Below are 26,601 nucleotides of genomic sequence, written 5' to 3'. Positions count from 1 at the left end.
GCTAAATCATAGGGATAATGAAGGACAAGTGTATCAATTAATGAAAAATTAGCAAGTAGTTTATACCAGATAATCCAGATTTTTTCACCCCAGCGACTCCCAAGCCAGGATTTATCAGTATGTTTATACTACAGCATCCTACCAGATTGACAAGGTGAGACGAGTGATTAGTTCTTTGATCTGGAGGTTTTATGATAGCGTATATGCTATCATAATTACATGGCGATTAAAATTGTAGTTGATACCAGTGTTTTTATTAGTGCGCTTATTAGCTCTCAAGGTATAAGTCGAGAATTGATTAGACGCTGCTTGACAGGTGAATATCAACCTTTAATGGGTAATGCTTTATTTTCTGAGTATGAATCGGTAATTCAAAGAGAAGAAATTATTGCCAAATGCCCTTTAAATAGTGAAGAAATTTCTGCTTTACTGGCATCATTGATGAGCGTAAGTCAATGGATTTCTATTTACTATTTATGGCGACCTAATTTAAAAGATGAAGCAGATAATCATTTAATTGAGTTAGCAGTTGCGGGAAATGCTCAAATTATTGCAACTTACAATGTTAAAGATTTCCAAAATGCTCAATTATTGTTTCCGAACTTATCAATCTTAAAACCAGAAGAAATTATTAGGAGCTAAACAAAATGTCAACATTAACTATCCGTTTACCAGAGGATAAGCATAATAGATTGAAAGAACTTGCTCAAGCCAAAGGTATCAGTGTCAATAAACTGATTGAAGAACTTTCTACTATTGCTTTGGCAGAATATGATGCCTACACAAGATTTAAAGCAATGGCTGCCATTGGCAAGCCAGAAGAAGGCTTAACAATACTAGCGAAACTTGATGCTCTGATGGAAAAGCGGTTGTAAGTCTCAATTTTGAAAACTCCGGCGTTTCTGATTGAGAATATGAATTGTCTCACGCATACCGCTAGCGCGGAATCCGCAGGGTAGGCGCAAAGGCGCAAAGAATCAATATTCTGCTGTGTATAAAAGTCCCAATTCATCCCGCATTTATGCAACGCCAAAAAAAACGCAAAGGCACTCATAAAACTCTCTGTGCCTCCGCGTCTTTGCGTGAAATTATTTCCTTACACCATCTCAGAAGTTTGCACCATTGGCTGCGGCTGAGGCTGGAACATGAACAGCGAGTAGACCACATCTCGGCGGATGTTGACCATCATATCCAAGAACAACTCATAACCCTCGCTCTTATACTCAATAAGCGGGTCTTTCTGTCCGTAACCACGCAAACCAACGGACTCACGCAAAGCATCCATTTGTTGCAGGTGTTCCCGCCAGAGGGTATCAATACGCTGCAAGATGAAGAAACGTTCAGCTTGACGCATCAATCCTGGCTGAATTTGGTCAATTTGCGCTTCCTTGAGGTCATAGGCAATGCGTACCTGTTCATGCAGAAAGGCTTTGATCTCGCCCATTCCCATGTCTTCTAATTGACTAGCTTGCATATCAGATAGCAAATAGACGAACTCCTTAACTTTCTCCACCAATTTGTCTAATTCCCACTCTTCCGAGGGCAAATCAGGGTTGATGTAGTAGTCAACGATGTCGTCCATCGTTTTTTCGGCGTACTTAATCACCTGTTCTTTTAGGTCTTGACCTTCTAAAACCCGGCGACGTTCGGCGTAGATGGCGCGGCGTTGGTTGTTCATTACCTCGTCATACTCAAACACCTGTTTACGGATGTCGTAGTAGTAGGTTTCAACTTTCTTTTGCGCGCCTTCTAAACTGCGGGTTAACATTCCCGACTCAATGGGCATATCGTCTTCTACGTTGAAGGCTTCCATTAAACCGGCAACGCGATCGCCTCCAAAAATCCGCAGTAGGTTATCCTCTAAACTCAGAAAGAATCTTGTTGAACCAGGGTCGCCTTGTCGTCCGGCGCGTCCCCGCAACTGGTTATCAATCCGGCGTGATTCGTGGCGTTCTGTACCAATGACGTGCAGTCCACCCCGTTCTATCACTTCATTATGTTCGCGTTCGGTAAATTCTTCGTATTCGTGCTTCACCCGCTTGTAAGCATCCCGCAATTTCTGAATCACGGGGTCATCAGTAGGTGCTTTCTCGGCAGCTACGGCGATTTTATCTTCTGCTTCGAGTTCTGGTAAAGCGCGATCGCCATACTCACGCACCGCAAAATCTACAGCTTCTTTTAATAATTTTTCGGCTTCTGGAGAAAGTTGGGTGGGGAAAATCTCTGGTGAAGCTTTCCAAGTTTTGACTTTCTTCCCAGGGGTGAAACCTTGACCGCCGCCATGTCCCCCAGGTAAACCAGATGCCCTTTGTACACCAAATACATCTTCGTCCTCTGGTCTGACAATACGGGGCATCAAATATTCCCGCAGTTTCAAGCGCGCCATGTATTCGGAGTTACCACCAAGGATGATATCTGTACCACGCCCCGCCATGTTGGTAGCGATAGTAACAGCACCCCTGCGTCCTGCCTGAGCGACAATTTCCGCTTCCCGTTCTACGTTTTCTGGTCTAGCGTTGAGTAATTCGTGGGGAATGCCTTGTGCTTTGAGTAATTGGCTGAGATATTCCGATTTTTCTACACTAGTAGTTCCCACGAGAACGGGTCTACCTTGTTCGTGCATTTCGGCACATTCATTAGCGATCGCCCGCCACTTACCTGTTTCTTTCTTAAATACCAAATCAGATAAGTCTTCCCGTTTTCTGATTCTATTGGTGGGAATAACTGTAACTTCTAGTTTGTAAATCTTCTCAAACTCGGCTTCCTCTGTCTTCGCCGTTCCCGTCATCCCTGACAATTTGGGATACAACAAGAACAAGTTTTGATAAGTAATTGTCGCCAAGGTTTGGGTTTCTGGCTGAATTTCTACGTGTTCTTTAGCTTCAATGGCTTGGTGTAAGCCATCACTCCAGCGTCTTCCAGGTAACACCCGTCCGGTAAATTCATCAACAATTACCACTTCCCCATTACGGACAATGTAATTCACATCTTTGAGGAACAGTTCTTTTGCTTTAATCGCATTAAAGACAAAGTGCGCCCAAGGGTCTTCAGGGTCAAATAAATCTGTTACACCCAAAAGTTCTTCCGCTTGTGCGAAACCTTCATCTGTTAACAGAACGTTACGAGCTTTTTCGTCTACCTCGTAATGTTCTTCAGTTTTCAGCGTCAAAGCAATTTCCGCCGCTTTGAGATACTTTTCTGTTGGTCTTTCTACCTGACCAGAGATAATTAAAGGTGTACGCGCCTCATCAATTAAGATGGAGTCTACTTCGTCAATTACGCAGTAATTAAAAGGACGCTGTACCACATCAGCCATCGATGTCGCCATGTTATCCCGCAGATAGTCAAAGCCGACTTCGCTGTTAGTAACGTAAGTTATATCACAATCATAATTTTTTTTACGTTCACTGGGATTCATGGTTGATTGAATTAACCCCACACTCAAACCCAGAAACCGATGCACCTGTCCCATCCATTCCGCGTCCCGACGAGCCAGGTAATCGTTAACAGTGACTACGTGTACACCCTTACCTGTAAGAGCATTCAGATAACTCGGTAAAGTTGCCACTAGGGTTTTACCTTCGCCGGTTTTCATTTCCGCAATTTGCCCAGAGTGCAGAATCGCACCGCCCAATAACTGGACATCGAAGTGTCGCAACCCTAAGACTCGTTTTCCTGCCTCTCTCACCACGGCAAAGGCTTCTGGCAGAAGATCATCAAGGGTTTCGCCTTTGGCAAGCCTTTGTTTAAACTCTGCTGTTTTGCCTTTCAAATCTTCATCAGAAAGAGTTTGTATCTCTTCTTCCAAAAGATCAATTTCTGTAATGTAGGGTTGGTATTTTTTCAGCTTACGAGCGTTGGGATCGCCCAACAGGAGTTTTAGCATGGCAGATTATGGAACTAAATTGAGGGGATGGGAATTAAAAGGGTTTGATTATTATATTGATTATAAGAACTTAACCCAACCTAGCCATTGTATGTAAGTAATGGATAGGTATGAGAGGGAAATTAACTCAAAAACAGCAAAATAGCAAAATTGGGATTCCATCTCTATTTAGATGATCCGTTTGATTTCGCAGTTCAAATTGTAAACTCCTTTAATAGTATCATTTTGCCCACAGATGAGGAGTGGTGAGTGGTGAGTGCTGTTAGCGGAAGCGGGGCGTTAGCCCGTGCTGTTAGCGGTAGCGCGGCGTTTAGCCGATGCTGAGTAAGAGTAGTGAGTAATGAGTTAAGAAATAAAATCTACCTTGTCTACCTTGTCTACCTTGTCTACCTTCCAATCCCCAGTCCCCAATCCCCAATCCCTACTCCGAACTCAAGCGGCGAAAATTATACTCCTTCGCACTGGGATGACAACTGACACAACTACTGATCTGCACGGGTTTCGGTAACTCGACTTGGGGATGTAACGCTTTAAAGTAGCGAGAATTATTCACCCGATAAGGTGTTGCTTCGTCTTTTAACTGAGAACGGGAGAATGTGGAAAGATATCGCCAAACTAGATTCCGGTTGGGATCTAATAAAGGCTGGATATTTACGCCGTAGTGCTGTGAATCTTCTAAGAGGTTTTTCCAAGTTTGGGTAGGTAAAACCGCCGGTGGTAATGCAATGTGACAACTAGAGCAATTTTCTAGATATAGTTCTTGTCCTAGTTGATATCTGGCAGGAACTACGTCAACTGTACCAATGTCTGATGCAGGTGTGGCACTTTGCGCGCTAGTGGCTATGGCTAGTAGCCAGCCCATAACCAAACTCCAAAGGAGAATGGTCAAGATTAATCCTAGAGGACGGCGTTTGAGTTTGGGTTGACGGGACTTACGTTTTACCAGATTTGACATTCCTCACATTCCCAGATACTTAGATTTATCCCTCATTGCTCATAATAAGACTTAAGCTGCATTGACGATGTTGCGAATATGGGTAAATATTTTTGATACTGGGGGCTGGAGATTGGGGACTGGGAACTGGGAACTGGAGACAAGGTGGACAAACAAGGTAGGATTTATTTCTCCATCAGCACTCACCACTCCCTCAACTCATGGATTAATAGCAGAGTTAGCCATTTTAATTAAAGATTCACGCTTACCAGCTTTTAACCCTAGACTATACTGTACGCCTTGTTGCCGCCAAGTTAAGGTGGCATCTGAGCAGTTAGCACCACAACGAGAATCTACAAAGTAACCAGTGATTCCTTTAGCTAAAACGACGCGTTTACCGGTGAGGCGCGGTGTTTTGCGGGTGACGGCTTCAGCAGATACTACACCTAAACGACAAGCTGTCCCACCATTGCAGTCAGGGGTGAATCCTAAGAGAATGTCATATTTTTTGGGTGTGGATGTTTCGAGAATGGCATAAATTGGGTTTGTGCCGTCAGATTCAGGAATATATTTAGGTAATAAAATTTTAATGCGGCTTTTTTGCTTTAATTTAGGCAGAATGGGGTTAAAAACTGAATGTGACTGAGAATTTACAGCTATAATGTGCTGTTTTGCTAATGTTTGTCTTTGATTGTTGGTGTTAGCTATTGCTGATTGATGGATACTACTAGCACTGAGTAATAATAGAACAGCACAAACTTGAGTGAGTTTTTTTAAACGTAGAATCATGTTGTCAACTCTGGTTTTATGGGACTACTAACTTTGTATTTCCCATTTTTGAATGACAATTACGCATGAGTGAGAAAAATTACTATTAAATAATTTTATCTGAGTAGATAAGCATTAAAAATTTAACACATCTATCGATGCTATAATTTCTAATTCTAATATTCTATCTTTTGCGTCTTTAAGGGCTGCTAAATTTCCTTCTTGATGATAAATATTTGCTGCTTTTTGAAAGTCTGTGATTGCTGCTTGCAGATTTTTCATATCAGTGTAAACATTGCCACGATTGTAGTAGGCATCGGCATAATTAGGATTAATTTGGATGGCTTGAGTGTAATCGGCGATCGCCCCTTCTTCATCACCTAGATCACAGCGCACGTTACCCCGATTATAATACACATCAGCTAGATGGGGATTAATCTGTAATGCTTGGGTATAATCTGCGATCGCGCCTTGATAATCACCAATATCAGCCCGCACGTTACCCCGATTTTTATAAGCATTGGCATCCTGCGATTTAATCGGAATTACTTGATTAAATCCTGGTTGGTATTTAACAAGATAACGGGCAATATCAGGGTTTTTGGATATATCTGCATACATGGGATTAATTTTAATTGCTTGAGTATAATCTTCAATTGCGCCTTGATTATCTCCTAAAAAGGAACGGGCTTCGGCACGGTTTTTATAGGTAATAGCAACATGAGGATTGATGATAATCGCTTGGGTATAATCATTAATTGCTGCCTCATAATTACCTATTTGTGATAGTGCTGAACCGCGTTTATAGTAGGCTTTGGCATCATTTGCATTGAGGTTGATAACTTGAGAATAATCTGCGATCGCTCTTTCATAATCTTCTAGTTGATGATAAGCAATTCCACGTTGATAGTATATTTCTGCGTTACGTGCATCTAATTTCAATGCCTGACTATAATAATTGATAGACTCTGTATATTCCCCTTTGGCTAAACATTCATCGCCTAATTTTTTGTGGTCTATATTCAATTCTTGGCGGTTATCAATAAAAACGTTGTTATTTTCAGCCTTTCTAGCGATGATTGGTTGCTGTATCTCTGCTTTAATTTGCTGTTTTTCTAGTAAGTAGGCTTGAGTAATAGGATGATGCTGATTGTGAGATTGTAAATATTCTAAATAGGCATACAATCCCCCCGCATACAATAACTGCTCAATTCCAAAAGAGATACTACCCGTTTTTAACTTAATCATTCTGGTGGGGAGAAATCCAGCTAAAAACAGGTGATATTCTGATTGAGCCTCATGCACAGCTTCTTGAATTAAAATGCAAACTACCACTGCATTTTTTTCTACTTCTTCTGAACTAACTGACCATCTTACCCGCTCAATACTACCGTGGCGAGATTTGACTTCAACGCCAATTGATGGATCAGATGTCAGGGTAAAATCTATTTTACCATCTCCGCCAAATCGTTTTTCATAGTCTACTTCTGTAATCAAATCAGCTAGACGTTCTTTAACGACTTCTTCACCTAATTTCCCTTTGAGGTAGCTAATAAAAACATCCCGTACTGGGGAAACTCGTTTATATTTTTCTGCCATTTGCCAGCAGAAATTCCGCAAGGCCTTTAATCTCTCACCAGAGATGACTGTTAACTCACTGTATTGACCTTCGGTTTCGCAATGCAGTAAACAACCAGATGATAACCTTTTGATAAAATCAGACTGTAGCGATCGCAGTAATGTAATCCAATCCATGTAAAGTTCTGCGAATTTTTTGCTGAAGTTATTTTAATAATATATGCAATTAAAGTAAACCTAGTTTACAAGTAACTCTTGTTTAGCTAACTTAACGCAACTAGTATTTTCTCAATCTATAGGTTTTAACCATTTCATAAAAGATAAAAATATATAAGATTCTTCATATTAATTGTTATCCCAACAAAACCAAAGGCAAAATGTGTGTCTTGATACAATAAGTTCATGATAACTGTTATATGCTTTCAAAGCCCTTTACTTTTACCCTAATGGCGGAGATACCGCTAAGATAGCACCAGAATGTCAGAGAATTTAGTCTCTATTAGTACGATTGGATCTGAGTCAACAGTAGCAATTGTGGCATGAGGTCAGCGTTTTCTTACATTCTGGTGATTTACTTAAATTTAGGCAACAGCTAGAAGAAAATAATTTAATCTAGCTGAGTATAATATCTATTTGTACAGGTACTTGTAGCTGCTTATCAATTGCTGATAAATACGAAGGTGAGCTGGGCTAGAATTTTTTTATTGACGGCTAGCCATGAATATTGCAGTGAGTGTGGGTATAATTGATGTCAAGTAACTAACACCTCATGTCTGCAATGCTTTGAATTATATTACGAACAGCGATCACCTAACCTTTTTAATCACAGATAACGCAAAATATCATTACTCACATTAAAATCAAGATCAAACTAAAGTTATTAAGTTTTATCTCCCTGTGTCTATTTCTGCATTAAAAACTATCAATGCCCTAAAGCAACCTACTAGTGATGCTTGGATAAAACAAGCGATCGCTAATTTAGACATCATCTTGCTTGATCATTCCCATTGTGAACGTAAAGCGGCTGGTGTGGCATTAAACTTTATGTTTCGCTACCCTTCTAATACTAAAATGGTGAGAGAATTAACAGCGATCGCCCGTGAAGAACTCGAACATTTTGAATTAGTCAATCAGTGGCTAGAAAAAAGAAATATCCCTCTAGCACCCTTACCACCGCCTCCCTACGGTGCAGGTTTAAAAGCTGCTGTCCGCTCTCAAGAACCAGAACGGTTTTTAGACTCCCTACTGGTAACGGGGTTAATTGAAGCCCGTAGCCATGAACGGTTAGGACTATTAGCCGTACACTGTCCTGATTTAGAATTAGCTAAATTTTATAGAAGTTTAATGGCATCTGAAGCAAGGCACTTTGGTACTTATTGGGTTTTAGCAGACACTTACTTTGACCGAGAGATTGTCAATCAACGGCTAGATGAATTATCAATAATTGAAAGCGATTTGCTGGCAAATTTACATCCAGAACCGAGAATTCATAGTTAATAGAACCACACATTATTTATGTTTCTACAATTAACACATATCAGGCTGCTAGTTTCCAATTACAAAGACTGCTTTCTTTTTTATCGGGATGTCTTGGGATTTGTTATAGATTGGGGTGATGAAAATAGCGGTTACGCCGAGTTACACACAGGCGACTATATTAAATTGGCTTTGTTTAGAAAAGAATTAATGGCGGAAGCTATTCCCAGTGCTTATCAGCCGTCAGCAATGGATTGTCAAAACAAAATGGCTTTGGTGTTTGCTGTAGATAATGTTGATGAGTTGTATTATCATCTCAAAGAAAATAATGCCATTATTGTGACTCAGCCAATGGATCGTCCAGAATGGGGTTTAAGAACAGCCCATTTTCGTGACCCTGATGGCAATTTGATTGAAATCTTCAGCAATATGAGTAGTTTGAATTAAGATACTGCTGTTTGCTCTATTGTGAATGCACAGTGAAGATTTAAAAGCAGAGGAAAAAGAAGGGTAAACGCAGAGGTACGCAGAGAATTTGTAGCGAATTCAGGAGATGCTGTTTTTGCTCACTTAATCCAAATTTTTGCTCAGGGATTCTTTCCTGAACTCTGCTTCCCGCCTTCTTGAACCATAGGATTTTTTATAATAATTAATCCTTATGTCAAATAAAAGTTTGATAAATTTTAAGATACTAAGACACGAGGACAGATAGTTTCTTGAATTTCCTTGCCAACTTTTTGTTCAGCTAACCTCAATTCATAGTTTTTCTGGAGATTGAGCCAAAATTCTCCGCCAGTGCCAAAATATTGTCCTAATCTCAACGCTGTATCGGCTGTTATTCCTCGTCTCCCATGAATAATTTCAGTAATTCTGTTTTTAGGAACATGAAGAACACGCGCTAAATCACTCGCACTCATATTTAGTTCAGCAATTTCATCAGCAAGAATTTCGCCAGGGTGAATTGGTGGACGTGCCATTTAACTTTCCTTTAGTGATAATCTGTAATTTCTATATTGAAGGGCTTCAGAAAATCATCAGGCCAATTAAAACAAATTCTCCATTGTTCATTGATTCTGATACTATACTGACCTTTTCTATCACCTCCTAATGACTCAAAGCGATTACTTGGTAATTGCATCAAAGCTTCTTTATTTGGGGCTGCTTCTAAAATATCCAGTCTTTTTTGTGCTTGTCTTTCAAAAGATTGAAACTCTTTAACTCTTTCTCCTAATGCAAATCTCTCCGTTCTTTTATCCTTGTATTTAGGGTATTCATCTGAGGAAGACATACATACTTAGTCATAAGAAGGCAGTGCCTGTTATGAGTTACGTTACTCGTAATTATAAGATATAATATTAGCATAAAAGATTTATCTGATCGCATTTAAGTCAGTCGGTGGGCATAAATCAAACTAGTAGTGAGTGCTTCAGCCCTTTTCTTAGGACTAAAGTCCTGACTACAAGCATTGAATTATTTACACAGTCATACTAACCTCCAACTCCATCCCAAAACCTTGGCTTGCTGACTATTAAGCATAGGCAAAATTCATGCTTTGAGGCTTCACCTGAGTTAGAATCAGCTAGAGAAGCTATATGCTGGGTAAAATTCGGGAATAAATCCAGAAGACTTTTCTGTACACACCTGACCCACACACAGTAATGCACAGCTACTATAAAGATTTCTTAATTCGTAACTGGCAAAAAAGCGATCGCACTAAAGCCGCCGCTATCATCAGTTACGTGTTATCAGAATACGGGCTGGGTTGGGAACCCAAAGGAGCTGACCGTGATGTACTGGAAGTAGAGGAATGCTACTTAAGTACAGGAGGCGAATTTTGGGTAATTGAACACCAAAGCCAAATAGTTGGTACGGGGGCATATTATCCCACCCATCGCGGAGAAAATGCCGTCGAAATTAGAAAAATGTATCTTTTACCAAGTGTAAGGGGTTTAGGATTAGGGAAATATTTGTTACAACAGTTAGAAGCAGCGATCGCTGACCGTGGTTTTAAGCAAATTTGGATTGAAACCGCCAGTGTGTTGGTAGAAGCAGTCAAATTATATGAAAACCACGGTTATCAGCCAGCTACGGGTTTAGAAACTGCACGCTGCGATCGCGTGTATGTGAAATATTTAAATGGGGAATAGGGAATAGGGAATAGGGAATGGGGAAGGTATTAAATTATGCTCAAAGGGTTTCTGGATTTATTTTTACAATCTAACTGCCCTTTGTGCCAGCGTTCCACATCTGGTGTAGTTTGCGAAAACTGCACTAGACAATTACAAAAATGTCATCATCCCCAACCCCAAGCCTTGTGGAAACCGCCAACACCCGTTTTGAGTTGGGGAATATATGGTGGGCTTGTCAAACGAGCGATCGCGGTGATGAAATATGAGAATCAGCCCCAAATCGCTCGACCTTTAGGACAATGGTTAGGAGAAACTTGGTTATTACATTCACTTCATCAAGAGCAACAAATCGTAGTCATCCCCATTCCCATGCACACCAACAAACAAAAACAACGGGGTTATAACCAAGCGGCGTTAATTGCTCAAAGCTTTTGTCAAACCACGGGCTTAAAATTAAAACTCAATGGTTTGGTCAGAACCCGCGAAACACAAGCGCAGTTTGGCTTATCAGTATCTGAGCGAGAGAAAAACTTGGCTGAAGCTTTTGTGATTGAGTCAGATTTGCTCAAACGCCACAAAAACGCCTCAGTGTTGCTAATAGATGACATTTATACTACCGGTGCAACTGCTAAATCTGCTGTCACCACCCTGCGTCAAGCGGGAGTTGTCGTCTTAGGATTAGCCGCCGTGGCTACTCCCCTCAAAGACAAAAGCAGCAAAAATTAATGGTCACTTTATCTGTGAAAAATCTATAATTAACCAAATTGCCCTGTGATTTTGGGAACATTGCCTATTATGCTCAGTAGATTTATTATTAATAATTTCCGTAAATTTATCGTATTGCCCACAACATTATTTGTAATTGGTATCACGACAACCACAACTTTTGCTCAAAACAGTAAGTTGTACAGTCCAATTATGTTGACTGATTTTAAAGAAATCAGTGACACCCTCTCCGAAAAAGATATCCCCACAGGTCAAGGTGGGTTTGCTCGTGATTATGCTGTTAAATTGAATAAGGGTGATAACTTAGCCGTTGATTTAAGTTCCGAAAGTTTTGATAGCATCATTACATTATTAGCACCCGACGGTTCAACATTAGCTGAAAATGACGATGGCCCCGACGGTACTAGCAATTCTCTACTGTTTACCCGCATCAACGAAACAGGGACTTTTATTATTCGTGTCCGTTCTTTTGGCGAAACTGGAGTAGGGCCTTTTAAATTAAAGGTGACGAAATTACAGCCTATGAAGTAGATTGCTGAGTAGTGAGTGCTGAGTGCTGAGTGCTGAGTATTTATCGGAGAAAGCTAGGTTCAAAACCGGACTTGCGTCCCGCTACGCTAAAACCCTTGGTGGGCGAAAAAATCCTTGTTTCCCTTGGCGTAGCCTCTCGTAGAGAAGGTAGGTAAAAACCCCAACGCCAGTTCTCTCAAGTCGGGAAACCCGCCCACGAGACTGGCTCCCCCTTGTGGGTGGCTGAATAAATTGCGAATTGCGAATTGCGAATTGCGAATTGGTTTTATAGGGTGGTGAGTACGCACAGAAATAACGCTTCTGTCCACTCTACGACTGCGCCGTAGGTGTCGCCTGTGTGTCCACCTAATTTGTGATTGAACCAAGCACCTGTGCAAACAGCGATCGCACCCCCAGCTATCACTATTGTTAGAGGTAAAATTATCCTGTTGCCATCTAGCAAGTAAAATAAGCTACTCACCGCCAACATTAACAACCATCCAGGGAGTAAATCTTGGTAGGAACTGATGGCTTGTTTGTGAAATGCACCTTTACCTGTGGGTTTTAGGTAAGGATAACAGCAAATTGCTAGCTGTTGTCCCCAACGTCCCCAGCCACAAGCAGCCATCAATATTAGCCAACGGTTATCTGTGATATCAGTTAAAGCGGTGGTTTTTAATAATATTAAGGCGATCGCTACCATTGCCCCAAATGCACCCGTAGCACTATCCGCCATCACTTCCAGTCTACGTTCTGGATTCCCCACAGCCAAACCATCAGCCGTATCCATCGCCCCATCTAAATGTAGTCCCCCAGTGATACCCATCCACACAGCAACTATCAAAGCACTACGAGTCAACATCGGTACACCCAGATAACTCATCCCCACATCCAAACAGCCCAGAATTCCCCCAATTATTAATCCCACCACCGGAGCAAAACGGGATACATCCTGAAATTCTAAGCCATTGATATAAGGCAAAGGAATACTAGTATAAAAAATCATACTTGCCACGAATTTCAAGAAGATTTTTTTCCCCCATTTCAACAGCTTAAACATATTGATAATTAATATGATGAATGACTAATACACCTCTTGCATAAATCTTTTTTGCCTCACGCATACCGCTAACGCGGAACCGCTTGCGGTAGGCGCAAAGAAAGACGCTAGAATCATGACTATTGACTATTGACTAATAACTACACCTTTGAATTTACAACAGTGGTTGTTCTGTTTAGGAGTTGGTTCACCGATGATTTTGTGGGCGACAATTGTGAATTGTTTAGATTCACCAAACTAATGATGATTAATTCCATAGCAAGCTAACAAGAGATAGGTTAATTCAACCTACCTCTTTTTTATTCATGAAGATATTAACAACTTTGACATTCTCCCCCGCTAACCGCTTACAAGGTATAGCGGGGGATTCTCACATCACTGTGAGACTTTCCTCTTTCGCTGAGATGACTTACTCTGAGAAGTTGCCTTCTCCAAGCAGAGGTCAGACTCTCCAAAGGCGTATATTCCTGCTTGCCCAGCAGTATTTTTAAACAGTTCTAATCCTTTGTTGAGGATATTGCGACTAGCATTGTAATCTCGGCAAGCAGTGTAGGAGCAATTAGGACAACTGTGTGTCCTAGTGCTGAGAGTTTTATAGACTTGATGCCCACAATTTGAGCAATCAATTGTGGTGTATGCAGGTGAGACAGCAACCACCACTCGCCCATATACCTTGCCGAAATATTTCAACCATTGAGTGAAGATACTCCAACTGGCATCAGAGATACTTTTCGCCAGTTTGCGGTTTTTGATCATGTTCCGCACCTGTAATTGTTCATATGCCACAAAGTCTGCCGACTTGATTACGCTTAGTGCTTTCTTGACGCACCAATCTTGACGCTGGCGTTGCAATTTCAGGTGTTTTCTACCTAATCTATTTCGTGCTTTAGCACGATTTTTAGAACCTTTGGCACAACGAAAGAATCTACGTTGTGCCTTTTTTAATGCTTTCTCGAATTTGCGTAAAAATCTGGGATTCTCAACTTTATTGCCATCACTATCTGTATAGAAATGGTTTAATCCCAGATCCAGAGCCAGAGATTTACCTGTTGGCTCTAATTGTTCTTTTCTTTCGTGGTCGATGCAGAATTGGATGTATATCCCATCTGAACGACGCACAATTCTGACTCGTTTTATCTGGTTTATTTGATAGTAATTCAGGTCACGAGTCCCCCTCAATCTCATCGTTCCAATTCCAAATTTATCTGTGAATGTTATGTAGTTGCGACACTCGGATAGTGACCAACCACTTTGCTTATATTCAACAGATGCCCTTGTCTGGAGTTTGCGAAATCGAGGAAAACCTTTCTTGCCTAAAACCTTGTTCTTGCAATTATCAAAAAACCTGCTAATTGCCGCCCAGGTACGTTCTGCCATTGCCTGTCTTGCTGTTGAGTTCAATTTTGATACCCAAGGAAAGCCAGGATTGTCTGATAGAACTTTCGTATATTTATTCAAATCGTAACCAGTTTTTGCATGACCATCTATCCAATAGCGCAAACAAGAATTGCGAACAAAAAGAGCAGTTCTCAAAGCTTCATTTACTTTGAGTAACTGTTCTTTTGTTGCTTCTGCTTTTGCTTCGTAGACTATCATATTTTGCAAGAATTACTATCAAGTAGTCTACTATATTTACTGTCAAAAACTCAACTACCCTGTTGAACTTATTTCGTTATACGAAATATTGTTCAACAGGGTGTCTTCTTTTTGACCGCTATTCATCTCCCGCTAACTGCTTACGCAGTATAACGGGAGTCTTCTAGCTCATGCTAGATAAATAAATTTAATTATACTGTATTGCATCAAATAATTAATTTGAGGGCGATCGCTCTCTTTACATAACTCTACAAAGGGGTCATTTATGTATAAAAAAATATTACTATTTTTCGCTATAACTTCCATGAGTGCTATACTCACACCAACATCGAGTTTAGCGCAAACAACAGGCTTTCAAACCCCTACAGGCAATATTCAATGTGAGTTAGTCGGGGAAGAACAGGAAAAATTGCGTTGTGAAATTGGTAGTTCACTAAGACCTAGACCACCTCAACCCTATCGAGGATTTTGTGAATTCGATTGGGGCGATGGGTTATTATTATCTGAATTTGGTAAACCGAATATTTTATGTATTAGTGATACTATCCGCGATCGCAATAAATATGTGCTTCCCTATGGTAGTAGTTGGAGTAATGGCGGTTTTACTTGTGTATCCCGCAGAACTGGCTTAACTTGCACTAATACCACTGGAAACGGCTTTTTTCTGAGTCGTGAAAAATGGCGGGTATTCTAGTTATTAATCTCAGCTTTCAAGTAGCGATCGCCATCATTCTTGCTGTGATACCAATTCACAGAAAATTCGATACAGATGCAAACCCTAAAAGGTATGCTGAGTATCACTTTCTTAATTTTGAATTTTGTTAGCGCAGCGTTAGCGAGTCCGCGAGCGTCATTTTGAATTTTGAATTGGTATGATATTTTTGCGTCGCACAGTTGAATATGTAATGATCATGGACTTGATTTCTTTTTATTTATATCTACATGGAATTTGTATAGTAAACTCAGTTCCTTGACCTGGCTCAGACCATACATTTAAACTACCACCATGTTTTTCGACCACAATTTGGCGGGCGATCGCCAATCCCAATCCTGTACCTTTTCCTACCGCTTTGGTAGTAAATAAATGGTCAAAGATTTTCTCTTGTACTTCTTGTTTCATACCTTTGCCATTATCGCGTATACAGATATAAACTTGGTTAGAAATGACTTCAGTACGAATGGTAATTATTTGGGGATTGGCTTCCAGTTCTTGAAAAGATTGAGTTTGTGCCATTTCGTCGAACATATCAATGGCATTGGCCAGGATATTCATAAACACTTGGTTTAACTGTCCAGGGAAGCATTTAATTAGGGGTAAATCTCCAAACTCTTGTATGATTTGAATCGCTGGGCGATGTTCATTGGCTTTGAGGCGATATTTCAAAATTAATAAGGTGCTATCGAGTCCCTCATGGAGATTAGCAGAGACTTTGTATTCGGTATCAGCACGGGAGAAGGTACGGAGGCTATTACTGATATCTGTGATGCGCTCCGTTGCTCCTTTCATCGAATTGAGTAACTTTGGTAAGTCTTCCGCAAGAAATTCCAGATCGATAGCTTCGGCATTTTCTCGAATTGGTTCAACTGGTTTGGGATAATGCTGTTGATAAAGAGCTAAATGCCCAAGTAAATCTTGTACATATTCTTTGCTGTTACTGATGCTGCCATTGAGAAAACCGATAGGGTTATTGATTTCATGGGCAACCCCAGCCACCAGATTTCCCAGGGATGCCATTTTTTCGCTTTGTACTACCTGCAATTGGGATTGCTCAAGCTGTTGGGTATAGGTTTGCGCCTGTTGATAGAGACGGGCATTTTCTAGGGAGATGGCAGCTTGGGTGCAGAGAAAGTTGATAATCAAGAGGCGATCGTGGGTGAAAACACCACTGGTGAGCAGGTTTTTCAGGTATAAAATACCAATCAGATTACCTTGATTAAGCAGTGGTAGACACAAAATACTCCTGGGTTGACGTTCCCTGAGATAGTCATCAATTACAGGTAAATCAGTTTTGAGTTCATTAATCACCACAGTTTCTTGAGTATTTTTAACATACTGAATTAATTTGACCGGGATATTGGGATTGTTGGTGATAGGTTCAGCAATCAGTTGTACATAATCAGGTGTGGCGATCGCTCGCACTTGCCATTCTCCGGTTTCATCAGGGTACACCAACGCACAGCGATCGCCACCTGAATTGTGCAGAATAATTTGGGTGAGTTTCTCTAGTAGCTCATCTAGTTGAATGGTTCTAGAGAGGACTTGAGAAGCTTTCAAGAGAGTTCCAAAATCGAGAGCCTGATAGAGACTGGTATTACTGAAACTCCTATCAGTGTCATAATGAACCGATACCGCAGGTGCAGCAATAGTCATCAGTGTGGTGAATACATCAAACGATGTCACTGTTTGTTGTAGGATGGGGCGCAGTAATTCGGAATAGCGGGTTTCTAAATCGACAACTTTGGCTTTGGCACCCCAACGACTGTAACAGTAGTAAGCTTCTTGTATGTAGCCTGCGGCAAATTTATCTTTGCCCCAATTGAGATAAAATTTAGCAGCTAGTTCGTTCGCTAGAGCTTCATCTTGAATAAATCCGTTGGCTTTTGCTCCCGCAACAGCACAGTCAAAAAATTCTATAGCCTCCGTTCGTTTACCCAACTTATAAAAACGCACTGCTTCTACTAAGTGATATTTATGCTGATAATTCATAGGAGCAGCATTCACGTAAACCAAGAGATGCTTCTGGTTAGAATCAACTTTCGATAAAAGCTCCTCCTGAGATGAAGGTGGAAGATGGGAGTATAATTTTAACCGGGTTAATGAATCGTAGTAATAGTAAGCTGGTGCTGACGGCATACTGATACCGGCTTTCAGATATTGCACTCCTCGATCTGCTATCTGAATCGCAGTTTCAAAACAACCGAATGAATAACTCAGTATTAATTTACTTAAATAAAATAGATGCAGAGCTAACTCATCATTTTCTGTAAGTAGAATAGATAATTTTTCATTTTCAGCATCAACTGACTCCAGACAGTCTGGATTGTTACTCAATTCAGTAAAATTATGAATAGATGCGCGGATAATATATATCCAATTCAGGAAATGTTGGCTCGGAGCAAATTTTGATTGATAAACCTCAACCTCTGCTAATAAATCTGGCAAGGGTTTCTCTCCACTCAAATACGAGTAGAACAATCTAAATGAAGTCGAAACCAGCGCGTGAACAGAATCACCTGTTTCTATTGCAACTTCGTAGGATTTATTTAATAAAGAAATGGCGTTCCGTATATTTTGTTGGTTGGATTGATTAAATGCGGCTACTTTAAACATAACCATGCTCTGAACAGAACTGTCATTAAATTTCTCCATCAACCGGAGTGCCAGCTGTCCAAAACGATAACCTGTTTCTATTTGATATAAGACAGAGCTAACAATAATACCAAAATCTGCATAGCCCGGTGCAGAGAAAAGCGAGTTTCCGTATTGTAGGGATAGATTAACTTCTTCGCAGGCAACAATTGGAAATAAAAGGGGATGAGCCTGATGAATCGAGGGAACTAAACTCGTCATGATTCGCGCTGCCGCCATCGCAGTCGCATTCTGGATGGTGGGTAAATTAATTAAGTCTTCTGTAGTGTAGTTTGATAGCTGATTTAGTGTGTGTTGTACCCGTTGTTGGATATCTGAGATTGTCAGAGATTCTGGCAGTATCACTCCTAGCTTTTGCAGGATTTCCCGTCCAATTTTAATCGCCTGCATCTGCTGATTTTGCAATTGATAAGCTTGCAGCTTGATTTCATAAACTTTGACTTGTTCCAACAGGTCATGTGTGTTTTTTATAACTATCGCAATTAAAGATTCCATCTTTGCAAAATCACAGCTAAGTAATGCCACTTCTGCTGCCGATTCGTATATACAACGTGTCAAATAATAATTTTTATCCCAGCTATCCATCGGCAGAAATTGCATTCCCTGCTCCAAATAATTTAAAGCTGCATTATATGCAGTCGAGTTTTTAGCCTTGCAAGCTGCTTGTAAATTTAATTGGGCATATTGATAACGTTGTTCTAATTCCGTAATCAGTGAACTACCACAATTTAACTGATGAACAATTTCAAATAAATGACTATCTTGGAAAGATGTATTACTATTTTCTAATAACAATTTGCCGATTTTCAGGTGAGTAATCTGTTTAAGAGCTTGTGGAATCAAAGAATAAGCAGCCTGCTGGACACGGTCATGGAGAAAGCGATAATTGCAGTTTTCCTGTAGAGTATGGGACGTTGCTGGCGTGGGAGATAAATAAAATTTGTACAAATCGCTATGGGGCAGAATCAACCCCGCCTGTAAGGCTTGCCAAAGTTGTGTCGCCACCTCGGCCGGGGATTGCCGAGAAACGATCGCCAATGTAGTTAAATCAAACTGCGCGCCCATACAAGCCGCCAATCTTAAAATCCCCTGAGTAGTGGCTGGCAACTTTTGCAACTGCTGCGCCATCAATTCCACCACATCATCAGTCAAAGCCGCATCTTGCACCTGCACAATATCACACTGCCAATACCCGGCATTCGCGTCAAAGTGAATTAACTGGTCTTGATGTAATGCCTGGAGAAATTGGGTAGCAAAGAAGGGATTCCCCTGGGTTTTCTGCATCACCAGTTGGGTCAGTGGTTGCACCACAGATGTGGGAGCATGAAGAGTATCGGCAATCAGGTGATTGAGACTGCTAAAACTCAGTGGTTGTAGAGTCATGGTGTGGATTTTTGCCCCTGCCTTTTCCATCCCACTTAGAGTCAACATCAACGGATGGGCGGCAAACACCTCATTATCCCGATATGCCCCTAACAGTAATAAACAGCCCGTTTGCGACTCCGACATTAATACCTGAATCAAATTCAAGGAAGCGGAATCTGCCCATTGCAAATCATCGACAAACATCACTAACGGATGTGCCGGGGCGGTAAAGACTTGCATAAACCTGTGAAACAACAAGTTAAACCGATTTTGGGCGGCGGTGCCTGATAGTTCTGGTGCTGGGGGTTGTCTGCCAATAATTCTTTCTAGTTCGGGAATCAGTTCTACAATCACTTGGGCATTTTCTCCCAGTGCGGCGAGAATCTGATGTTTCCAGTGTTGCAATTGGGTATCGCTTTCGCTTAACAGTTGCCCAACTAAGTCTCGGAAGCCTTGCACAAAGGCTGAGAAGGGAATGTTGCGATTAAATTGGTCAAATTTGCCTTTGATGAAGTAACCCCGTTGTTTGACAATCGGCTTCTGTACTTCGTTGACTACGGCTGTTTTACCGATGCCGGAAAATCCCGCTACTAGCATCATTTCTGATGTGCCTTGGGCGACTCGTGCAAAAGCTTCCAGTAGTAACTGGACTTCGGTTTCTCTGCCGTAGAGTTGTTCGGGGATGAGGAAGCGATCGCATAAGTCTCTTTGTCCTAAGTCGAATGGGGCAATTGACCGTGTTTGTTGCCACTGGCTGTAACATACCTCTAAGTCATGCTGGAGTCCCAAGGCACTTTGGTAACGGTCTTCGGCGTTTTTAGCCATGAGTTTGGCGACGATTGCCCCTAGGATTTCTGGGATGTGGGGATTGAGTTGATGGACGGGTGTGGCAATTTTAGCGATGTGACAGTGGACTAATTCTAGGGGGTCGTCTGCGAGGAAGGGTAGGCGACTTGTGAGCAGTTGATACAGGGTGATGCCTAGGGCATAAAAGTCGCTGCGGTAATCGATACCGCGATTCATGCGTCCGGTTTGTTCGGGGGCGAGGTAGGCTAGGGTGCCTTCTAGGGTGCTGGGGTTTTGGATTTGGGGGGTTTCTTTGGGCAGTAGGGTGGCGATGCTTAAGTCTATGAGTTTAATTTGTTTTGATTGGGGATGTATGAGGATGTTGGCGGGTTTAATGTCTTTGTGGATGACTCGATGTTGGTGTAGTTGGTGGAGAATCTCTGCTAGTTGGATGGCGATGGCTAAAGTGTCTGTGAGGTCTAGGGATTGTTGCTGGATGTATGTTTCTAGGGATATTCCTCCCCAGTCTGCCATGATCAGGGCGTAGCTGTTGCCATAGGGTTCTAGACTTAGGGGTGGGATGATGCCTGTGATTGGTAGATTTTTGGCGATCGCGTATTGGTTGCGAAATTGTACTAATTCGCCAAATGTGGGGTATTCTTGTTGCAGCACCTTAATTACGACTGGCAATTTCTGACTTTCTCGTATGGCTCTATACACGGCAGTACGTGACCCCCGGTAAATTTGTTCTGTGATTGTGTAGCCAGAAATTTCCGGGAATTTTGCTGCTTGTGGTGTCATAAGCTCGATGACTGATACACTTGGGCGAATTATTTCTATTATTACAATGCCCAAATGTATCAATAATCTAACAACTTTGGGTGTTAAATAATATCAAGAATAGATGAACTGAGGCGTTCTACTGTGCATTATCTATACTGTAATATTATTCATGATCATACTTATCATTATTCTAGTGTTAAATTCTTTGATTAAAATAAATTTATTGCTTTCGTCAAGCTGTCTACATCAGCGTTTTTGCTACTCACAGAATACATTATTGTGAGTTTGCTGACTTGATTACATATCCTCTCATATTGAGATATTTCTATATCTAAAACAGATTTTTATTGATGTCTTAGTGTGAGCTTTTTTTGATGCTATCCCGAACCTGTACCCTACACTCAATCATTATCAGCCTGAAAGCCTTATTAATCTTGATTTCTAGATGTTGAGTACACTACTAATATTTGTGAATAAATATATTTTTGTAAATGAGATAATAGTTTGCGAAGTATTTTGTCAAATAAATTAATAGCCACTAGCCACATCTCATATTTATATAGTTAAGCATAATTCTTAGGGTCAATGTTTAATTTTCTACGGCCAAATCGTACATAAAATTGCTAGCTTCCTGGCTCTGGCTATTTTTGATGCTTCTATTTATGGGTTCTCTGCATCCAAATTAACCACCAAGAAAAGTTGAGACAGGGAGACAGATTAATGAATAAAACCTTTGCTACGATTGACGGTAATGAAGCTGTTGCCCGTGTAGCCTACAAATTAAATGAAGTAGTCGCAATTTACCCCATTACACCCTCCTCGGCAATGGGTGAATGGGCGGATGCTTGGATGGCGGAAGGTCGTGCAAATTTATGGGGGACTGTTCCTAATGTGGTGCAGATGCAAAGTGAAGGCGGTGCGGCTGCTGCTGTACATGGCGCGCTGCAAACAGGTGCTTTGAGTACCACCTTCACCGCTTCCCAAGGACTGTTATTAATGATTCCCAACCTCTACAAAATTGCGGGGGAATTAACTAGCACTGTAGTTCACGTTGCGGCTAGGTCTTTGGCTACCCATGCACTATCTATTTTCGGTGATCATAGCGATGTCATGGCAGCCCGTGGTACTGGTTTTGCATTGCTTTGTTCAGCTTCCGTGCAGGAAAGTCACGATTTTGCATTGATAGCCCATGCAGCTACCTTAGAAGCACGAGTTTCCTTTTTACACTTCTTTGATGGTTTCCGCACCTCCCATGAAGTGCAGAAAGTGGAGTTATTGTCAGATAATGATTTGCGATCGCTCATTAATGAAGATAAAATTTTCGCCCATCGCGCCCGCGCCTTGACTCCAGAAAGTCCATTACTACGAGGTACTGCCCAAAACCCTGATGTCTACTTCCAAGCCCGTGAAGGCGCAAACCCCTATTACAACGCCTGTCCTGAAATTGTCCAAGGAATTATGGATAAATTCGGGGAACGCACAGGTAGATTTTACAAGCTTTATGAGTATCACGGCGCGAGTGATGCCGAGCGTGTGATTGTCATTATGGGTTCTGGTTGTGAAACAGTCCATGAAACCGTAGATTATCTGAATGCCAGGGGTGAAAAAGTTGGTGTCCTTAAGGTTAGACTGTATCGCCCCTTTGATGTAGAGAGATTTATCCAGGCTTTACCTAATAGTGTAAAAGCGATCGCCGTCCTCGACCGCAGCAAAGAACCAGGAAGCGCAGGCGAACCGTTATATTTAGATGTCGTCACCGCTATTCATGAAGGATGGGGTGTAGGGGTACAGGGGTGTAGGGGTGTAGGGGAGGAAAATACTACCACCACTCCCAAAGTTGTTGGGGGAAGATATGGGCTTTCGTCGAAAGAATTTACTCCGGCGATGGTAAAGGCTGTATTTGATAACTTAGCTCAAGTTACGCCGAAAAATCACTTTACTATCGGGATTAATGATGATGTTACCCACACATCCTTAAACTTTGACCCCAACTTCTCCACCGAACCTGATAACGTGGTGCGGGCGATGTTCTATGGGTTGGGTTCTGATGGGACAGTCGGGGCTAACAAAAACTCAATTAAGATTATCGGGGAAGGAACAGACAACTACGCCCAAGGCTATTTTGTCTATGATTCCAAAAAATCCGGCTCAATGACTGTTTCTCACTTGCGTTTCGGTTCTCAACCCATACGTTCTACCTACCTCATCGACCAAGCTAACTTTATCGGTTGTCATCACTGGGGATTTTTGGAACGCATAGATGTATTAAAAGCGGCGGCGACTGGGGCAACAATTTTAATTAATAGTCCCCACGATGCAGATAAAGTCTGGCAACATCTCCCCCTGAAAGTCAAGCAACAAATTTTAGACAAGCAACTGCAACTTTACGTCATCAACGCCAACCAAGTCGCCCGTAATAGTGGCATGGGTGGCAGAATCAATACTATTATGCAGGTGTGCTTCTTTGCCTTGGCGGGGGTATTGCCACAAGAACAAGCGATCGCCAAAATTAAACAAGCAATTGAAAAGACTTACGGTAAAAAAGGTGCGGAAGTTGTCCGCATGAACCTGCAAGCTGTAGACCAAACCCTAGATAATTTACATCAGGTAACAATTCCCCTAGAGGAAAAAGGCAAATGGATAGATGTAGAAGCATCTACCCAAAACCCTTTTCCCAGCAGCGTCCCGGCATTTGTTCAGGAAGTTCTGGGTAAAATTATGGTGTGGCAAGGTGATGACTTACCTGTCAGTACACTACCACCAGATGGGACATTTCCCACAGGTACAGCGAAATGGGAAAAACGCAACGTGGCGCAAGAAATACCCGTATGGGATGCCGATGTCTGCGTTCAGTGTAGTAAATGCGTCATGGTTTGTCCCCACGGCTCAATTCGTTCTAAGGTTTATCAACCGAGTGAATTAGTCAATGCGCCCTCTACTTTCAAATCAGTCAACGCCAAAGATAAGGACTTCGCCAACCAAAAATTTACCATCCAGGTAGCCCCAGAAGACTGCACAGGCTGCGCTATTTGTGTAAATGTCTGCCCAGCCAAAAATAAATCTGAGCCATCCTTAAAGGCGATTAACATGGCGCAGCAACTACCTTTAAGGGAGCAAGAAAAAGCAAATTGGGATTTCTTCTTGAGTTTACCCAACCCTGACCGCCGACAACTCAAACTCAACCAAATTCGTCAACAACAACTGCAAGAACCATTGTTTGAATTTTCCGGTGCTTGTGCTGGTTGTGGTGAGACACCATATCTAAAATTATTAACACAACTGTTTGGCGATCGCGCAGTTATTGCCAACGCCACAGGTTGTTCCTCAATTTACGGTGGAAATCTCCCCACCACACCTTGGACGAAAAACGCCGATGGTAGAGGCCCCGCATGGTCAAATAGTTTATTTGAAGATAACGCCGAATTTGGTTTTGGTTATCGTCTCTCCATCGATAAGCAAGCGGAATTTGCGGCGGAACTATTACAACAGTTCAGCAGTGAGTTAGGAGATAATTTAGTTAATTCCCTCCTTACTGCCGAACAAAAAACCGAAGCTGATATTTGGGAACAACGGGAACGGGTAAGCTTGTTAAAGCAAAAGTTAGACCAAATTCAGACTCATGACTCCAACGTCAAATCCAAAATCTACATCCTCAAATCGTTAGCTGATTACTTAGTCAAGAAAAGCGTTTGGATTATCGGTGGTGATGGTTGGGCTTATGATATAGATTTTCACGGTATTGACCACGTTTTAGCCAGTGGTCGCAATGTGAATATCTTAGTTATGGATACAGAAGTGTATTCCAACACCGGCGGACAATCTTCCAAAGCCACACCCCGCGCCGCCGTCGCCAAATTCGCCGCCAGTGGTAAGCCAGCACCAAAAAAAGACTTAGGTTTAATGGCGATGAATTACGGTAATGTTTACGTGGCGAGTGTGGCGTTAGGCGCGAAAGATGACCAAACCCTCAAAGCCTTCTTAGAAGCCGAAGCTTTTGACGGGCCATCGCTCATTATTGCTTATAGCCATTGCATCGCCCACGGTATTAACATGACTACGGGGATGAATCATCAAAAAGCCCTAGTAGACTCAGGACGCTGGTTACTGTATCGCCACAATCCATTGTTGCGAGAACAGGGCAAAAATCCCTTACAGTTAGATATGCGATCGCCTACGCAAACAGTAGAGCAATCCATGTATCAAGAAAATCGCTTCAAAATGCTCACCAAGAGTAAACCAGAGTTAGCTAAACAACTCCTAGCACAAGCACAAGCTGAAGTTGATGCCCGTTGGCAAATGTATCAACATCTGGCAAGTAAATAATAGTTAATAGGTAATACCAAATTGGGATAGGTAGTATTGTTTCGAGATTCTGGAATAGCCTAAGAATCCAGGCTTTTAATCCAAAATCCAAAATCCAAAATCCAAAATTGGTATTACCTATCATTGTTCGGTAGCGATAATATGTAAATCAATGTTTTGATATCGAATTAGGTCTACTAATCTCTGTGTAAAAGAGCCTTTAAACCATCTTTTCCATCGAGGCTGTTGGCTTTCCCCAATAACAATTTGAGTGATGTGATACTTAGCTGCAACTTGAGCAATTTCTTGAGCAACATTTTGACTCTTGACGTATAAAAATTCCCCACCAAATTCTTTACATAACTTCTCACAGGTATCAATATGGACACTTTCTTTTTTGGTGAGGAATCGCTCAGGATCTGCTACAAAAACGCCATAAAGTCGCGCATTCATATAATTGGCGATGCGTGCGCCGCGACGGAGCAATTGCACCGAGTTAGGGTAGGTAGACACACAAACTAAAACTCGTTCATGAATATTACAGCTTTGTCCTTGTGAGGTAGAAGTATTTGCTTCCTCCTCAACTGTATCCGCTACTTCCCGCAAAGCCAACTCTCGCAAAGCAATTAGGTTGCGACGTTGAAAAAAGTTTTTCAGGGACTGCTCGATTTTCTCAGGTGCATAAATTTTACCCTCTTGCAAGCGGTCTTCTAGAGTTTCTGGAGTCACATCAATGACTACGACAGCATCAGCTTCATCTAGGAGGCGGTCTGGAATACGTTCTCGCACTACAATGCCTGTAATTCTCGCAACTAAGTCGTTCAAACTTTCTAAATGCTGAATGTTGACAGTGGAGTAGACATCAATGCCGGCGGCTAAAATCACTTCTACATCTTGGTATCGTTTTTCTCGTCGTGAACCAGGCACATTAGTATGAGCAAGTTCATCAACTAACACAAGTTGGGGGGAACGCTCTAATATTGCATCTGTGTCCATTTCCTGCAAAGTAATATTTTCGCGGATGGTGACTTTTCTAGGAATCACCTCTAGCCCTGTTGCTTTTTCTGCGGTTTCTTTGCGTCCATGAGTTTCCAAAATGCCAATTACAACATCAATACCGTCTTGTTTCAGCTGATGTGCTTCTTCCAGCATTTTGTAAGTTTTGCCGACACCAGGAGCCATCCCGATGAAAATTTTATGCTTTCCACGTCGGTAAGGACGAATGTAGGAACTGTCAGGAGAAATTGTCGAGTTATGGGACATGAATAGGTTATTCTTCCAGGCTTTTAATGATTTCTTGCAAAAAGAATTTTGTGTTGGGTTTAGCTTGAG

Annotated in this window: 20 protein-coding genes; 10 read left to right on the top strand and 10 right to left on the bottom strand. The window is 41.6% G+C overall.

Going from position 1 to position 26,601, the window contains the following annotated elements; translation table 11 throughout:
* Positions 1 to 219 precede the first annotated feature (219 nt).
* Both CLI64_RS16990 and CLI64_RS16985 read left to right on the top strand, forming a co-directional pair.
* Positions 220 to 642, top strand: a complete 423-nt coding sequence (locus tag CLI64_RS16990; protein ID WP_103138313.1) for a putative toxin-antitoxin system toxin component, PIN family — start codon at positions 220 to 222, stop codon at positions 640 to 642.
* Between the two features lie 5 nt (positions 643 to 647).
* Entirely contained in the window at positions 648 to 875 is a 228-nt protein-coding gene (locus CLI64_RS16985; RefSeq protein ID WP_103138312.1) for a toxin-antitoxin system HicB family antitoxin, read from the top strand.
* A gap of 221 nt (positions 876 to 1,096) precedes the next feature.
* Here CLI64_RS16985 and secA read toward each other — a convergent pair whose 3' ends face one another.
* The 4 genes from secA to CLI64_RS16965 all read right to left on the bottom strand — a co-directional run bounded on the left by secA (position 1,097) and on the right by CLI64_RS16965 (position 7,343).
* Entirely contained in the window at positions 1,097 to 3,886 is a 2,790-nt protein-coding gene (gene secA / locus CLI64_RS16980; RefSeq protein ID WP_103138311.1) for a preprotein translocase subunit SecA, read from the bottom strand.
* Between the two features lie 421 nt (positions 3,887 to 4,307).
* Positions 4,308 to 4,841, bottom strand: a complete 534-nt coding sequence (locus CLI64_RS16975; protein WP_103138310.1) for a cytochrome C — start codon at positions 4,839 to 4,841, stop codon at positions 4,308 to 4,310.
* A gap of 198 nt (positions 4,842 to 5,039) precedes the next feature.
* Positions 5,040 to 5,609: a hypothetical protein gene (locus tag CLI64_RS16970; RefSeq protein ID WP_103138309.1), complete on the bottom strand. Its 570-nt coding sequence runs from the start codon at positions 5,607 to 5,609 to the stop codon at positions 5,040 to 5,042.
* Positions 5,610 to 5,723: 114 nt separating this feature from the next.
* Positions 5,724 to 7,343 carry a tetratricopeptide repeat protein gene (locus CLI64_RS16965; RefSeq protein ID WP_103138308.1) on the bottom strand — a complete coding sequence of 540 codons (1,620 nt, stop codon included), beginning with the start codon at positions 7,341 to 7,343 and terminating at the stop codon, positions 5,724 to 5,726.
* A 720-nt stretch (positions 7,344 to 8,063) separates the two neighbouring features.
* Between CLI64_RS16965 and CLI64_RS16960 the strand changes: the two genes are divergently transcribed.
* Both CLI64_RS16960 and CLI64_RS16955 read left to right on the top strand, forming a co-directional pair.
* Positions 8,064 to 8,663: a tRNA-(ms[2]io[6]A)-hydroxylase gene (locus CLI64_RS16960; RefSeq protein WP_103138307.1), complete on the top strand. Its 600-nt coding sequence runs from the start codon at positions 8,064 to 8,066 to the stop codon at positions 8,661 to 8,663.
* Between the two features lie 18 nt (positions 8,664 to 8,681).
* A complete protein-coding gene (locus CLI64_RS16955) occupies positions 8,682 to 9,089 on the top strand; it encodes a VOC family protein (protein WP_103138306.1) in 408 nt (135 codons plus the stop codon).
* Between the two features lie 236 nt (positions 9,090 to 9,325).
* On the opposite strand, the gene CLI64_RS16950 is transcribed toward CLI64_RS16955, so the two are convergent.
* Complete coding sequence (locus CLI64_RS16950; protein WP_103138305.1) at positions 9,326 to 9,619, bottom strand: HigA family addiction module antitoxin; 294 nt, start codon at positions 9,617 to 9,619, stop codon at positions 9,326 to 9,328.
* Between the two features lie 11 nt (positions 9,620 to 9,630).
* Positions 9,631 to 9,930, bottom strand: a complete 300-nt coding sequence (locus CLI64_RS16945; RefSeq protein ID WP_103138304.1) for a type II toxin-antitoxin system RelE/ParE family toxin — start codon at positions 9,928 to 9,930, stop codon at positions 9,631 to 9,633.
* Positions 9,931 to 10,300: 370 nt separating this feature from the next.
* Between CLI64_RS16945 and CLI64_RS16940 the strand changes: the two genes are divergently transcribed.
* From CLI64_RS16940 to CLI64_RS16930, 3 genes are all read left to right on the top strand, one after another.
* Positions 10,301 to 10,789 carry a GNAT family N-acetyltransferase gene (locus tag CLI64_RS16940; RefSeq protein WP_103138303.1) on the top strand — a complete coding sequence of 163 codons (489 nt, stop codon included), beginning with the start codon at positions 10,301 to 10,303 and terminating at the stop codon, positions 10,787 to 10,789.
* Between the two features lie 36 nt (positions 10,790 to 10,825).
* Complete coding sequence (locus tag CLI64_RS16935; RefSeq protein WP_103138302.1) at positions 10,826 to 11,497, top strand: ComF family protein; 672 nt, start codon at positions 10,826 to 10,828, stop codon at positions 11,495 to 11,497.
* Positions 11,498 to 11,566: 69 nt separating this feature from the next.
* On the top strand, positions 11,567 to 12,028 hold the full coding sequence (locus CLI64_RS16930; RefSeq protein ID WP_103138301.1) for a PPC domain-containing protein: 462 nt from the start codon (positions 11,567 to 11,569) through the stop codon (positions 12,026 to 12,028).
* A 265-nt stretch (positions 12,029 to 12,293) separates the two neighbouring features.
* Here CLI64_RS16930 and cobS read toward each other — a convergent pair whose 3' ends face one another.
* Positions 12,294 to 13,067, bottom strand: coding sequence for an adenosylcobinamide-GDP ribazoletransferase (cobS, locus tag CLI64_RS16925; protein ID WP_103138300.1), 774 nt, complete (start codon positions 13,065 to 13,067; stop codon positions 12,294 to 12,296).
* Positions 13,068 to 13,442: 375 nt separating this feature from the next.
* Positions 13,443 to 14,663: an RNA-guided endonuclease TnpB family protein gene (locus CLI64_RS16920; protein ID WP_103135726.1), complete on the bottom strand. Its 1,221-nt coding sequence runs from the start codon at positions 14,661 to 14,663 to the stop codon at positions 13,443 to 13,445.
* Between the two features lie 265 nt (positions 14,664 to 14,928).
* Here CLI64_RS16920 and CLI64_RS16915 point away from each other — a divergent pair, with 265 nt between their 5' ends.
* Positions 14,929 to 15,357: a DUF6636 domain-containing protein gene (locus tag CLI64_RS16915; RefSeq protein WP_103138299.1), complete on the top strand. Its 429-nt coding sequence runs from the start codon at positions 14,929 to 14,931 to the stop codon at positions 15,355 to 15,357.
* On the top strand, positions 15,342 to 15,488 hold the full coding sequence (locus CLI64_RS31615; protein WP_225977372.1) for a hypothetical protein: 147 nt from the start codon (positions 15,342 to 15,344) through the stop codon (positions 15,486 to 15,488). The genes CLI64_RS16915 and CLI64_RS31615 overlap by 16 nt, the downstream gene beginning before the upstream one ends.
* Positions 15,489 to 15,591: 103 nt before the next feature.
* Here CLI64_RS31615 and CLI64_RS16910 read toward each other — a convergent pair whose 3' ends face one another.
* Entirely contained in the window at positions 15,592 to 20,985 is a 5,394-nt protein-coding gene (locus CLI64_RS16910; RefSeq protein ID WP_103138298.1) for an ATP-binding sensor histidine kinase, read from the bottom strand.
* A gap of 702 nt (positions 20,986 to 21,687) precedes the next feature.
* Between CLI64_RS16910 and nifJ the strand changes: the two genes are divergently transcribed.
* Complete coding sequence (gene nifJ, locus CLI64_RS16905; RefSeq protein ID WP_103138297.1) at positions 21,688 to 25,290, top strand: pyruvate:ferredoxin (flavodoxin) oxidoreductase; 3,603 nt, start codon at positions 21,688 to 21,690, stop codon at positions 25,288 to 25,290.
* A gap of 120 nt (positions 25,291 to 25,410) precedes the next feature.
* On the opposite strand, the gene CLI64_RS16900 is transcribed toward nifJ, so the two are convergent.
* Entirely contained in the window at positions 25,411 to 26,532 is a 1,122-nt protein-coding gene (locus tag CLI64_RS16900) for a sensor protein KdpD (RefSeq protein ID WP_103138296.1), read from the bottom strand.
* Between the last annotated feature and the right edge of the window lie 69 nt (positions 26,533 to 26,601).

This window comes from Nostoc sp. CENA543 (assembly GCF_002896875.1).
Lineage (GTDB): Bacteria > Cyanobacteriota > Cyanobacteriia > Cyanobacteriales > Nostocaceae > Trichormus.
Note: the sequence above shows the minus strand (reverse complement) of the source record. Positions and strands in the feature narration are given on the sequence as shown.

Excerpts from the sequence above, each read along its gene's own strand:
- CLI64_RS16930 (WP_103138301.1), top strand. The coding sequence starts at position 11,567 with ATGCTCAGTAGATTTATTATTAATAATTTCCGTAAATTTATCGTATTG.
- CLI64_RS16990 (WP_103138313.1), top strand. The coding sequence starts at position 220 with ATGGCGATTAAAATTGTAGTTGATACCAGTGTTTTTATTAGTGCGCTT.
- CLI64_RS16955 (WP_103138306.1), top strand. The coding sequence starts at position 8,682 with ATGTTTCTACAATTAACACATATCAGGCTGCTAGTTTCCAATTACAAA.
- CLI64_RS16965 (WP_103138308.1), bottom strand. The coding sequence starts at position 7,343 with ATGGATTGGATTACATTACTGCGATCGCTACAGTCTGATTTTATCAAA.
- CLI64_RS16935 (WP_103138302.1), top strand. The coding sequence starts at position 10,826 with ATGCTCAAAGGGTTTCTGGATTTATTTTTACAATCTAACTGCCCTTTG.
- secA (WP_103138311.1), bottom strand. The coding sequence starts at position 3,886 with ATGCTAAAACTCCTGTTGGGCGATCCCAACGCTCGTAAGCTGAAAAAA.
- CLI64_RS16985 (WP_103138312.1), top strand. The coding sequence starts at position 648 with ATGTCAACATTAACTATCCGTTTACCAGAGGATAAGCATAATAGATTG.
- CLI64_RS16975 (WP_103138310.1), bottom strand. The coding sequence starts at position 4,841 with ATGTCAAATCTGGTAAAACGTAAGTCCCGTCAACCCAAACTCAAACGC.
- nifJ (WP_103138297.1), top strand. The coding sequence starts at position 21,688 with ATGAATAAAACCTTTGCTACGATTGACGGTAATGAAGCTGTTGCCCGT.
- CLI64_RS16945 (WP_103138304.1), bottom strand. The coding sequence starts at position 9,930 with ATGTCTTCCTCAGATGAATACCCTAAATACAAGGATAAAAGAACGGAG.
- CLI64_RS16920 (WP_103135726.1), bottom strand. The coding sequence starts at position 14,663 with ATGATAGTCTACGAAGCAAAAGCAGAAGCAACAAAAGAACAGTTACTC.
- CLI64_RS16910 (WP_103138298.1), bottom strand. The coding sequence starts at position 20,985 with ATGACACCACAAGCAGCAAAATTCCCGGAAATTTCTGGCTACACAATC.
- CLI64_RS16950 (WP_103138305.1), bottom strand. The coding sequence starts at position 9,619 with ATGGCACGTCCACCAATTCACCCTGGCGAAATTCTTGCTGATGAAATT.
- cobS (WP_103138300.1), bottom strand. The coding sequence starts at position 13,067 with ATGTTTAAGCTGTTGAAATGGGGGAAAAAAATCTTCTTGAAATTCGTG.
- CLI64_RS31615 (WP_225977372.1), top strand. The coding sequence starts at position 15,342 with ATGGCGGGTATTCTAGTTATTAATCTCAGCTTTCAAGTAGCGATCGCC.
- CLI64_RS16970 (WP_103138309.1), bottom strand. The coding sequence starts at position 5,609 with ATGATTCTACGTTTAAAAAAACTCACTCAAGTTTGTGCTGTTCTATTA.
- CLI64_RS16900 (WP_103138296.1), bottom strand. The coding sequence starts at position 26,532 with ATGTCCCATAACTCGACAATTTCTCCTGACAGTTCCTACATTCGTCCT.
- CLI64_RS16915 (WP_103138299.1), top strand. The coding sequence starts at position 14,929 with ATGTATAAAAAAATATTACTATTTTTCGCTATAACTTCCATGAGTGCT.
- CLI64_RS16940 (WP_103138303.1), top strand. The coding sequence starts at position 10,301 with ATGCACAGCTACTATAAAGATTTCTTAATTCGTAACTGGCAAAAAAGC.